Source organism: Clostridioides sp. ZZV14-6009, from assembly GCF_020658095.1.
Lineage (GTDB): Bacteria > Bacillota > Clostridia > Peptostreptococcales > Peptostreptococcaceae > Clostridioides.
Genome location: NZ_JAGWDG010000004.1, coordinates 121,742 through 133,235, shown reverse-complemented (window position 1 = coordinate 133,235; position 11,494 = coordinate 121,742). Strand labels below are relative to the sequence as shown.

Genomic DNA, 11,494 nt, shown 5'->3' with positions numbered 1-11,494 from the left:
TACTACAATGGTTTTATCTTAAATAAAGGTTGATTATATTCTACTAGTTCTTCATTATCAACTAATACTTCAATTATTTCACCTTTAATTTCACTTGTTATTTCATTCATAAGTTTCATTGCTTCTAATATACATAAAGTGTCACCTTCTTCAACTACATCGCCAACCTTGACAAAGCTTTCTGCATCTGGACTTGGAGAATCATAGAATGTTCCCATCAAAGGAGCTACTACTATTGATAAATTCTCATTAGATACTACAGGTGCCTCGTTTACAAATGGCTTTTCTAAAGAAAGATCTACTACCGATTCTTGTTGTACACTTAAAACAGGTGAGCTTGTAACTTCAGTTTTTTTAGATGCTTCTAATTTAAAATCGCTACTTTCAAGCTTTACATATTCTAAGTTAGTTGAGTCTATGACCTTTAATAATTCCTTAATTTCATTGATGTTCATGTTGTTACCCCCTTGTATTATTACCTGGTGCTAATATTATATCACAAAAAGCAAATTTATAAAAGAAAAAGTGCTGACTATAGAATCAACACATTCAGATATATTTTAATTTTAAATTAACAACCAGTAAATTCTTTTGTTTTAATTTTCCATTATTAATATAAATTATAAGTATAAAATGAATAAAATTCAATATATTTTGCAAAATATAATAAAATACAAATTAATACCTCGGGGATTTTTAAGACAAATACCAAAATTATGCAATTTAGACTTCACTTTCTTTCATATTAGTATCATTTTCTTTGTTCTTATATAGTATATCTTTTAATTTAGTGATTAAAATACTACTATATAAGTTAAAAGTCATTAAAATTGCAGGAATTATAAAATAAAATCTAGCACCAATAAATCCAAAAACTACTGTAACAAGTATTAATCTTTTATTTAAAGTAAAAAAGGGTATATCAAAAATACTTTTATCGGATGTATCTGGAGTATAAGAACGTATAATTCCAAAAACCAAAGTTATCATACAAAGTGGAAGTAATACATAGCTTGAAATTATTCCTAAAAATCCTATACTTTCAAAGTAACTGCTAGCACTATTTGTATAAACAAACATATATCCATTTAAATAAGCACATATACATGATATAATACCAAAAGTTCCTCCTAAGGATTGAGTGTACCAATTAAAAAATTTAGAATCCATATACCTCGCCTCCTAAAACTGTATATATAATGATATGCATTTAAATAATGAAATATATCTTTATATGCTCATGAACAAAATTTTATTAAATTTATTAATTTATATTTAAGAAATGCAAAGTATAGTGTAGTATATATTAATGTAGATAAAGTTTTATAGAACTTAATTAAATTATCTTATATGGATTTAGTACAAGTTTAAAAAGTTATATTAGGGTTTTATATTTGATTAAGCTGAAAAATTTATTATAAATGAAGGGATGTTTTCGCTTTGGTAGATACATTAGAGTTTGGTCTTAAAATTTTATTTTTTATATTATCGATAATTTGGATGGGGAAAATAATGATTTTAAGAACTGATAAGCAAATAGTAATTAATCCTTTGCTTATTGGTATATCTGCAGTACTTGTGATGTTGCATACCTCACAAAGTAATATTGAGTTTTTTGGACTAGATGTTCAGTATATAAGAATATTTTTGTATATAGTATATTCATTGATAATTTTAATAGGGATATGGGCTACTAACAAAAGAAATGGGATTTTTTAGATAATCTATTTATAGATATCTAAAGGTTGCTAGTAACAAAACATTAATATTAGTGCTTTGTTACTAGCAACCTTTGCTTTGATTTAATATTGAAATTAAAAATATAATAATTAAATAAGTTATATGAATATACACTTTATTTTATGTTATTTTACATTTACAGTGATTAAAACTTCTTGCGATATATTTAAATCATCTTTGTCATTTAGTATAACTTTCACAACTGCTTGCCCTTTATTATTACCCTTAATAATCATATCTTTACATGAAAGTATACTCTTATCACTTACAGATACCACAAAGTTTAAATCTTTTGGAAGGCTATTAGTTACTTCCCAATATTTGTAATAACTATCAATTTTCTTTGTAACTATTTTTCTCAAATCAATACTCTCACCTTTTGCTATGTCAACATTATGGTATTTAGAATCCAATTTATATTGATTGTCTTTTGTATCAATAAAATTCAAGTCGCAATTTACATCTACACCATTATTAGAAAGAGAATTGACTGTATTATCATTAATTAAATAATTATTTGCAAGATTAATTGAGTCCATATCTTTTAAACCTAGTATTTCTCTAGGAAGTTCCTTTATGTTATTGTTCCAAAAAATAAAATTGTCTATGTTTTCAAGATATGATATACCTTTTAAATTTGAAATATTTTCCCCTGTTGCATAAAATTCTCCATCCAAAGCCTTTATATTACTTATAGTCATTTCATCTGGATTTACATATCGTTTTACAACTGCTCTCAGGTTAGCATCAGGAAAAATATCTTTAAGTTGGTTTTCACTTAAAATCTTATCGTTTGAATTTATTGGATTTAAAGCCGTCGCAGAAATAAGAAATGGTATTAAATTAGCTAAATTCATAGCACCCTCCCACATAAAACAAAATTTTTTACATAGTAAATTAATTTCTATGAGAGGGCTCTGTTTCCTTGTTATATATGCCTACTTTCGTACACTTTATTAATATAAATTAGCATAAATTTCTACTATTAAACTTATAAACATATTACTAGTTACGTTTTTTAGCTTCACATCTAAATATTCGCATTCCTTGTGACATAAATTTATCCTCATACTCTGTTGTAACATTATTTTTATACTCACTACTGCTTAAATCAAGAGAAATATTCTTTAAGAGCCAATTATTTGCAGCAATTTCATTTAAACTAAACTCGAATAATTTTTCATTATCTGTTTTGAAATGAATTTCTCCATTATCTTCTAAAATATTATTATACATTTCTAAAAATCCAGAATGAGTAAGTCTTCTTTTACTCCATCTATTTTTTGGCCATGGGTCACAGAAATTTATATAAATCCTAGATAGTTCTTTAGATTCAAAATAATTTAGAATATCGCTTACATCCGCCCATAAAAATAATATATTATCTAAATTAGAATCATCAGCTTTTTCAACAGCCTTTAAGAGTACTTCTTCCTTTAATTCCATAGCAATATAGTTTATATCAGGATTTTGTTTGGCCAAGGTTGTAATAAATTGACCTTTTCCAGTTCCAAATTCCACATGTATTGGATTATCATTTCCAAACTTTATATTCCATTTTCCCTTTAATTTGTCTATATCTTCCCTTAAGACATATTCTGTATAACTTAAAAGTTTTTCATCTGCACCTTTTTTTCGTCTTCTTCTCACAATAAATTCTCCTTACATATAAAAATTAGTAAAATACATTTTTTATTATACATTATCTTACTTAAAAATAAAAAGAACTCTCTTAAAATAGAAAAGTATTTCTATCAAAGAGAGTTCTCAATATACTAAAAAATCAATTCTAGTGGCACCCTGAACAACCAGAGCATCCTCCTCCACCTTGATCTTTCATGTTTTCAGGAATTACTCTAAATCCAAACCCTGTATCTTCTATAATTATATCTCCATATTGACTGTATTCATCAGAGCTCATTACAAATTGTAATTCTCCAACTTCATAAGTTAAGTCATCTTCTTTTTTCTCATCTAAAGCTAATCCAAAAGAAGGACCTCCACAACCAACACCTGCAAAGTATACTCTTACATTGTTAGGTTTATCTTGATTGTCTTTTAGGATACTTTTTAAAGTATCAATAGCTGTTTCTGGTAAAGTAATTTTCATCAAATCATTCCCTTTCAAGTATTTTATTAAAACAATATCTATTATATACCCATATAACGTATATAATCAATTAGTTTTTGTATATTTTGCCAAAACTTCTATCAATTATTACTTAAACCTTTTAAATATTTCACTGTCTTAAATAAATACCCTGATAATATGTTTAGTAAACAGCAAATAAAATAATTCATATATACTATAATCTTTTATTCATTGCCTTAATATTATAACACATTTAACATAGTCTAATTCATATATACAAAATTTATACAATCTGAAAAGTATGGAAAATGTTTAAGAAAATCTTTAAATTTATTATGTAAAAATTAGCATAATGCATCTACCAATTATTATGCTATTACACCATCTAGAACTGTAATAATACGATTACTACTTTCAGCTGCTTTAGATGAATGAGTTACCATAATTATTGTCTGACCACTTTCTTGATTTATTTTACTGAGTAATTGAATTATTTCTGCTCCTGTCTTACTATCTAAGTTTCCAGTAGGTTCATCAGCAAATAAAATCTCTGGTCTTCCTATTAATGCACGTGCTATTGCAACACGTTGTTGTTGACCACCTGACAACTCACGTGGAATATGTTTACGTCTATCTGATAATCCAACAATTTCCAAAATTTCGTTTAATTGATTTTTATAATCATTCATTTTTTTCCCATCTAGTAATAGAGGTCGCATAATATTTTCTTCAACATTTAAATTAGGTATTAAATTATAGAATTGAAATACAAACCCTATATTTCTACGACGTATTATACTCATTTTATCATCATTAAAATGTGATATATCTGTTCCATTCATATATACATTTCCGCTTGTTGGAGTATCTAGCCCACCTAAAATATATAAAAGTGTACTCTTCCCAGAACCAGACTGTCCCATAATAGAAACGAATTCGCCTTTCATTACCTGTAAAGATATATCTTTTAAAACTTTAGTAGTTATATTACCAACTTTAAATTCTTTAATAATGTTTTTTGCTTCTATGGCTATACTCTTATAGCTTGTTTTCATGTGTTAGCCTCCATTTTTATTCAAATTTAATTTCTTCTACTAATTTCTTCTACTAATTTCATTTTCTTTCCTTTTATAATTGGTACTACTGAACCTATCAATGTTACTGTAATACCTAACATTCCAGTAAAAATGAATATTTTAAAATCTAAATCTGGTGTCATTGAAATCTTTGAACCTGCAACTATGAAAATAGTATTAATTTCTAATATAGATATTAATACTCCTATAACAGCACCAAATAAACCTGATGTAAATCCTTCAATTAAAGTCATTTTAATATTCTGTTTATCACTTTGTCCTACAGATTTATACATAGCTATAGTTCGTCGCTTTTGAATATAGTTTATCAATAGATTATTAACTATACCTACTGTAGCAAGTAATAAAATAGGTCATATTATTCATAGGAGATAAAAAGCTATTTATAGTATTTAAAGAGTCATTGTTGAATTCCTCAACAGTACGACTCCAATTAGATGTATCTCCAAACAAATCTCTTATCTGAATCATAATAGCATCTGGATTAACTGCTGTATAAGCTAAAAATCCATATGTAGTTTTATCGAAATCACTAACCGCATAACTAGATGGTATAACAGCTTCTACATCATTTGCACGAGATTTAAAACTTCCAACTATTGTGTAAAAAAACTCTTTACCACCATTAGATATATTTATTTTATCCCCTACAGAGAAACTTGTTTTTTTAAGTGTATCTTCATTCAAAATAATAGAGCGTTCTTTTTCAAAGGATTTAATTGTTACTTCCTCCATATAAGAATTAGTATAATTTATTGCAAACATAGAACTATACGATTTTATATTATCGGTTGCTTCTACTCTTGAAAATTTTATACTGTCACAAGCTATTTCATTGTTCATAACATAGATAGGTAAAACTTTTTTAATTCCATCCATATGTTTAACATCTTCAATAAATTCTTGATTCATCTTTCCATCTGCGAACCCCTGTAATTTGGCATCATGAAATACATCGCCTATATATGTCTTGACAAAACTTCCTACAACACTTATTGCAATTACAGCAGAAATACTTATAAATAATAATGTAATATTTTGTGTGACATTTTTATTATTTTTCATATTTCTGGCAGCTAATTTACCTTCATTTCCCAAAATCTTTTCATAAATAAATTCAAAGGCTACAGACATAGTATCAGTAAAAATAGGAATTAGAATAATAGTAGATAGAATCAACCCTAATAACGAAAATCCTCCAGCCAAATACAAAGTATTTTCAGTTGTTATTCTTGGAAGTAGAATAGATAAAAAAGTACTATGATACCTATACAAAATATAGTACGATTTGAAATATTCTTTTCTTCCACTGTTCCCAAAACAACATCTTTTATTGGCAACTGGCTAGTCTTTTTTATAGGTACATATGAACTAAGTAGAGAAACAATTATCGCTACTGCAAAAGAAGAAATAATTACTATGGGAGATATTACTGTTGGAATTGATATACCTTGTTCAAGAGAATTACCAAGACCATGAAGCATAAAATTTAAAACAACTATACCAATAGGAATCCCAAGTAATCCTCCAACACTTCCATACAATATACTTTCAAACAGTAAAATATTAGTTACTGTTTTTTTATTAGCACCAATACTTCGAAATGTTCCAATGATTGGAAGACGTTCTAATATAATTACCTTGTAACTACTATATATAATAAAAATACTCATAGTTAATGCAAAAAAACTTATTAGAAAAAATGGCATTGTTTTCTGTCTAGCATCTGCAATTATCTTAGCTTCATTTACAGTATTTGATACTTTATATTCTTCAGTTGAAATTTCTTCTGATAATTTATTTACCAAATTTTCTGTTGTTATATCGTCTTTTGGCTCTATCAAAATTTTTGTATATCCGCCATATTATTTCCATTTACCAATAGTGGCTTATTAATTTTGTTTAGTTGTGGTAAGTTTGCTGCTATAATATTGAATGATTCATAATATCCATCTTCATGATAAACAGCAGAGCTTTCTAATATTCCAACTTTTGATTTTATGGAACTTAAATCTGGTATATCTTCTAAACTAGTTAATTTATTTGAATCTGTACTTTGAACAGCTATTGTTGCAGTCCCAGCCATACCTCTTGCCATTTTTCGCTGTGCACTTTCATAAGACAATCCAATTGAAAAGGAAACGAAAAGTAAAACTGTTGATAAAATTATGGATAGCAACATAACTGCTGTTCTTATTTTTCCTTCTTTAATATTTGTTAAGATATACTTTAATATAATTTTCAAATTTACACCTACTTTCTTGATTTAATATAACTCTAAAGTTCATTAATGCTAATTAATATTCCATAAATAAAATCAGCTGAAAGAGTTTTTACTTATGTAATGATAATCATTAAATCTCCTCCTAAATAAGAAAAGGTTGATAACTACCATATAAATATGATAATTTATCAACCTTAATATATCTTTTACTTAACCTTAATTGATAGGAAAGGAAATATGAAATGTAGTTCCTAAAGATAAAATACTTTCAACTGATATAGTTCCTCCATGAAGTTCAATAATTTGCTTTGTTATTGCCAGCCCCAAACCAGTTCCTTCTATTTTTTGTTCTGTATTAGTGCCACGATAATAACGATTAAATAAATTTGATACTTCTTCCTCTGTCATTCCTTTTCCATTTCCATTATCTAAAACAGTTATATTAATTTTATCATCTACCATTACATTCAAAGAAACTTTGGTACCTTGACTTCCATGCACAAAAGCATTAATAATCAAATTACTAAATGCACGCTTTAGCAGTGTAGAATCAAAAGTAAATTTAATATTGTCAATGTTACTGTCAAATTCAATTATATTAGTTCCATATTCTGGATAATTCAAAATATCAATGGCTAACTCTTTCAAAAACCTTATCAAGTTGCTATTTTACTTATTCAACGGAATCATACCATTTTCTAATTGATACGTTAACTTTAAATCGTTAATAAGTGTATTTGTATATTCTATATTCTTAAGCATGATAGAAGCATATTTCTGTACTTGTTCATATGAAAGAATATCAGATTGTTTTATTTGTGGTTTATTATTTATAAATATAATTTGCTCAGTAAAACTTTCCATAAAGTTTTGAGGCCAGTCACTACGTATACTTTTTCCATTTGGATGTTGGACATTAATAAGTGATAATAAAATTCCTATTGCAGTTAAAGCCAGACAGAAAAGCACTAAGAAAAAAATAATGTACGAGTAAAATATTGTCTTATATCCAGACTTACGCATTTAATCAACTCTTTTCTTAAACTTATATATTTGTGTTTTTTAACTATTTTTAATGCAAATATTCTTAAATATGATACTTCTTAAATTATATGTGTATAGTTTCATATTATCAAGTTATCTGTTTTATTTAATAAAGCACTATGACAATATACAAAACAGTGACGATATATAAAACAGTTTAAAATTACTTATCAAACTATCTAAATCTGAATACAAAATAATATGTGTATATTAATGAAAATAGAAAAGCATATCATAGAACCACTTTTATAGGGGATACTTTAATAAAAGAATTAAAAATTATAACATATAAAAAATTTCCACTAAAAAATAATTGTGTTAGAAGAATGACAGAAAATCATGTATTTTAGAAATATTTTACAAATATTAAGAATAATAAAACACTTGAAATTGCTTATGTCAAGAAATTTTATATAATATAAACTGGTCAAATATGTTATAATATTAAATTGTGACAAGTTCATGGAGGTGTTTATATGAAAAAACAAAAGTCGCCAATTTTACTTGAAATGCTTGGGTTATTTTTTGGTTGTATATCAATGAGTATTGGTATAAATATGTTTTTAAAACCACATACAATTGCTCCTGGAGGGCTTAGTGGTCTATCTTTAGTATTAAATAAAGTTACAGGACTTCCAGTATCAGCTATCATGTTAATCATAGGTGTCCCATTAGTAATACTTGCCTTTAGAATTATGGGTACAAAAAATTCATTAAAAACGTTATTTGGGACAGTCGTATTCTCTGCTATAGTCCAATTGACAGACCCACTGTCAAAATTGAGATTAACTGATGACTTACTACTATCTGCTATTGCAGGAGGAATTTTGGTTGGAATAGGTTTAGGAATAATGTTTAAATCAGATGCTTCTACTGGAGGAACAGATTTAATTGCACTTATACTTAGTAAAAAGTTTCCAGGGATAAAAGCTACAAAATTTATGTCTTGTTTAGATGGAATGGTCGTTATATCTTCTGGTATAGTAAATCGTAGTATAGAAACGGGCCTTTACTCTGGGATAGCACTTTGTGTCTTAATAAAAATAGCAGACATGATAATGGAAGGATTTGATCATTCAAAAGCATTTTTTATTATTTCTGAAGAACCTGAAAGTTTAAGACAAGCTATAACAAAAGAACTTGATAGAGGTCTTACTATTCTTGATGGTAAAGGTGGTTATACTAGAGAAAATAAAGAAGTACTACTTGTTGTAGTTTCTAAAAAACAAGAACTTTATCTTAAGAGATTAGTTAAAAAGACTGACCCTACTGCATTTGTTATTGTTACGGATGTACATGAGGTTCTTGGAGAAGGATTTAAAAACTTAGAAAATTAATTAATAAGTTATTTTATAACTTTGTTTATATATTTTTTAATAACTTATAGACGCCAAAATCATATTATATTAAAGTGTGAGTATATTAATATACTAAACCTTTTTAGTGGATATAATATGATTTTGGCATTGTTTTTATCTAACTCTTATTAGAACACTAAATACTCATTATTTTTTTAATTCATACTGATAACAAGGGACATTTTTTATTGTGCTTCCAGTATGAATTTTTTTGATATATTTTCCTACACATTTAAAGCCCAATAAATCTAATGATTTTGTAGAATTTGTATTTTCTTCATAGGTTATCGCAATGATTTTATTTAGATTTAGCTCCCTAAATCCATATTGTATTACTCTTTTAGTTATTTCAGTAGCAAAATCATGCCCCCAATAATTTGGATTAATACATATGCCTATTTCTGCTTCCAATGCTTTTGGATTTATATTATTAAATCCCATATTCCCAATAACTTTATTATCTCTTTTGTATACTATTGCAAAGTGACCTATTTTTCCTTTTTTATATGGATTTAAAAAAAATGATTTTATAAATTTTCTTGTATCTTCTAAAGACTTATGCTCACTAAATGGTAAATGTTTTACTACTACTTTATTTTTATAACAATCAAAAAAATCTTCAGTATCATTTAATGATGCAGGTCTTAGTATACAGCTTCTAGTTTCTAAGGTTTTCATTTGAGGATATTCAGAATCAGACATTTCTAATCCTCCTTTATACATTAATCTAATATACTGTTCATATTTAAAATACGATATTAATTATATAAATGTGCTCAAATTAACCTTATTTCTAATTTTAATAATAATTAGCTTATTATAAATCTTTCAAATCTAAAACATTGTTAGTAATAATAGAAGCTCTATAGTAGTTCTATTTATTGTAAGATACATGTATATGTAGGTGTTTCTCATTTTAATTTATTTTTATTAAACTTATTTTAGAATTGCTAAACACAAATTTACATATTATTAGATATCATACTTAGAAACTCTTTCGTTGCTAGTGATAGAGATATATTTTTTAAATGGCAATAACCTATATTTCTCTTAGGTATTGGTTCTTTTATGTCTAATTTAAATAATTTTCCACTATTTAAGTAATCTATGCTAAATTCTTCTATAACACAAGATACTCCAAGATTTATATATGCAAATTCTAAAAGTAATTCATGAGAACCTAATTCTATATCTGGATTTAGTTTTATACCTTTTGATAAAAAATATTCATTTACATAAAGTCTTGAATTTGCTTTATTTTCTAACATTATCAAAGGAAACAAATTTAATTCTTCTAAAGATATTTGTTTTCCTTTGTATTCTATGTAATCATTTGCACATACAAATATGTCATGTATCTCAATACATTCGACGATATTTAATGTCTCATCTTCTATTGGCATATTTATGATTGCTATATCAATATTACCATCTTTAAGTAATGATATAAGTTCTCTACTAGTTCTATTTATTGTAGATACATGGATATGTGGGTATTTCTTATGAAAAATTTCCAAATACTTTAATAGAAAAAAACGTGCTGCTGTATCTCCTACTCCAATTTTTAATGAACCATATTCCAATTTTTTAAATTTATTTATTCTATCTTCTCCTGATGCAATTAAGTTTAATGCAGTAGCAACATGTTCGCTTAAAATTTTCCCTTCTGGAGTTAACTTTACACCTTTATTATTTCTATAAAATAATATTGTATCTAATTGTTCTTCTAATTGTTTAATTGACTGGCTTACAGCTGGCTGTGACATAAATAATTCTTTGGCAGCAAGAGAAAAGCTTTTATGACTTACAACTGCATTGAAAACTTTATATAATTCAAGTTTTACGTTCATACATAACTACTCCTTATATCAAATATTAGTATTATTTATTTTACTTATGATTATATTTGAATTATAATATACATGGTACTAATATGACA

General features: G+C 26.4%; 16 protein-coding genes. 2 read left to right on the top strand and 14 right to left on the bottom strand.

Going from position 1 to position 11,494, the window contains the following annotated elements; genetic code table 11:
* Window positions 1-2 precede the first annotated feature (2 nt).
* Both accB and KGF36_RS07900 read right to left on the bottom strand, forming a co-directional pair.
* On the bottom strand, window positions 3-455 hold the full coding sequence (gene accB, locus KGF36_RS07905) for an acetyl-CoA carboxylase biotin carboxyl carrier protein (protein WP_227828038.1): 453 nt from the start codon (window positions 453-455) through the stop codon (window positions 3-5).
* A gap of 268 nt (window positions 456-723) precedes the next feature.
* Window positions 724-1,170: a hypothetical protein gene (locus KGF36_RS07900; RefSeq protein ID WP_227828037.1), complete on the bottom strand. Its 447-nt coding sequence runs from the start codon at window positions 1,168-1,170 to the stop codon at window positions 724-726.
* Between the two features lie 270 nt (window positions 1,171-1,440).
* On the opposite strand from KGF36_RS07900, the gene KGF36_RS07895 reads away from it, so the two are divergent.
* Window positions 1,441-1,719, top strand: a complete 279-nt coding sequence (locus tag KGF36_RS07895) for a hypothetical protein (RefSeq protein WP_227828036.1) — start codon at window positions 1,441-1,443, stop codon at window positions 1,717-1,719.
* 146 nt (window positions 1,720-1,865) lie between these two features.
* On the opposite strand, the gene KGF36_RS07890 is transcribed toward KGF36_RS07895, so the two are convergent.
* The 10 genes from KGF36_RS07890 to KGF36_RS20395 all read right to left on the bottom strand — a co-directional run bounded on the left by KGF36_RS07890 (window position 1,866) and on the right by KGF36_RS20395 (window position 8,176).
* Entirely contained in the window at window positions 1,866-2,597 is a 732-nt protein-coding gene (locus KGF36_RS07890; RefSeq protein WP_227828035.1) for a hypothetical protein, read from the bottom strand.
* Between the two features lie 148 nt (window positions 2,598-2,745).
* The gene (gene trmB, locus KGF36_RS07885; protein WP_227828034.1) at window positions 2,746-3,390 is read right to left on the bottom strand and encodes a tRNA (guanosine(46)-N7)-methyltransferase TrmB; all 645 of its coding nucleotides are present in this window, start codon (window positions 3,388-3,390) and stop codon (window positions 2,746-2,748) included.
* Window positions 3,391-3,529: 139 nt separating this feature from the next.
* Window positions 3,530-3,850 carry a Fe-S cluster assembly protein HesB gene (locus KGF36_RS07880; RefSeq protein WP_227435162.1) on the bottom strand — a complete coding sequence of 107 codons (321 nt, stop codon included), beginning with the start codon at window positions 3,848-3,850 and terminating at the stop codon, window positions 3,530-3,532.
* Window positions 3,851-4,200: 350 nt separating this feature from the next.
* Entirely contained in the window at window positions 4,201-4,887 is a 687-nt protein-coding gene (locus KGF36_RS07875) for an ABC transporter ATP-binding protein (RefSeq protein WP_227828033.1), read from the bottom strand.
* A gap of 26 nt (window positions 4,888-4,913) precedes the next feature.
* Window positions 4,914-5,240 (bottom strand): FtsX-like permease family protein, encoded by a 327-nt coding sequence (locus KGF36_RS20420; protein ID WP_413840351.1) that lies wholly within the window; start codon window positions 5,238-5,240, stop codon window positions 4,914-4,916.
* Window positions 5,241-5,247: 7 nt separating this feature from the next.
* On the bottom strand, window positions 5,248-6,141 hold the full coding sequence (locus KGF36_RS20415) for an ABC transporter permease (RefSeq protein ID WP_413926882.1): 894 nt from the start codon (window positions 6,139-6,141) through the stop codon (window positions 5,248-5,250).
* 14 nt (window positions 6,142-6,155) lie between these two features.
* The gene (locus KGF36_RS20410) at window positions 6,156-6,773 is read right to left on the bottom strand and encodes an ABC transporter permease (protein WP_413926881.1); all 618 of its coding nucleotides are present in this window, start codon (window positions 6,771-6,773) and stop codon (window positions 6,156-6,158) included.
* Window positions 6,770-7,174 carry a hypothetical protein gene (locus tag KGF36_RS20405; protein ID WP_413894747.1) on the bottom strand — a complete coding sequence of 135 codons (405 nt, stop codon included), beginning with the start codon at window positions 7,172-7,174 and terminating at the stop codon, window positions 6,770-6,772. Before KGF36_RS20405 ends, KGF36_RS20410 begins: the two co-directional genes overlap by 4 nt.
* Before the next feature lie 195 nt (window positions 7,175-7,369).
* A complete protein-coding gene (locus KGF36_RS20400; protein ID WP_413840357.1) occupies window positions 7,370-7,777 on the bottom strand; it encodes a sensor histidine kinase in 408 nt (135 codons plus the stop codon).
* Window positions 7,778-7,822: 45 nt separating this feature from the next.
* Window positions 7,823-8,176 (bottom strand): hypothetical protein, encoded by a 354-nt coding sequence (locus KGF36_RS20395; RefSeq protein WP_413840359.1) that lies wholly within the window; start codon window positions 8,174-8,176, stop codon window positions 7,823-7,825.
* Window positions 8,177-8,673: 497 nt separating this feature from the next.
* Between KGF36_RS20395 and KGF36_RS07860 the strand changes: the two genes are divergently transcribed.
* Window positions 8,674-9,534: a YitT family protein gene (locus KGF36_RS07860; protein WP_227828032.1), complete on the top strand. Its 861-nt coding sequence runs from the start codon at window positions 8,674-8,676 to the stop codon at window positions 9,532-9,534.
* A gap of 168 nt (window positions 9,535-9,702) precedes the next feature.
* Here KGF36_RS07860 and KGF36_RS07855 read toward each other — a convergent pair whose 3' ends face one another.
* Window positions 9,703-10,257 (bottom strand): GNAT family N-acetyltransferase, encoded by a 555-nt coding sequence (locus KGF36_RS07855; protein WP_227828031.1) that lies wholly within the window; start codon window positions 10,255-10,257, stop codon window positions 9,703-9,705.
* 260 nt (window positions 10,258-10,517) lie between these two features.
* The gene (locus KGF36_RS07850; RefSeq protein WP_227828030.1) at window positions 10,518-11,405 is read right to left on the bottom strand and encodes a LysR family transcriptional regulator; all 888 of its coding nucleotides are present in this window, start codon (window positions 11,403-11,405) and stop codon (window positions 10,518-10,520) included.
* Window positions 11,406-11,494 lie beyond the last annotated feature (89 nt).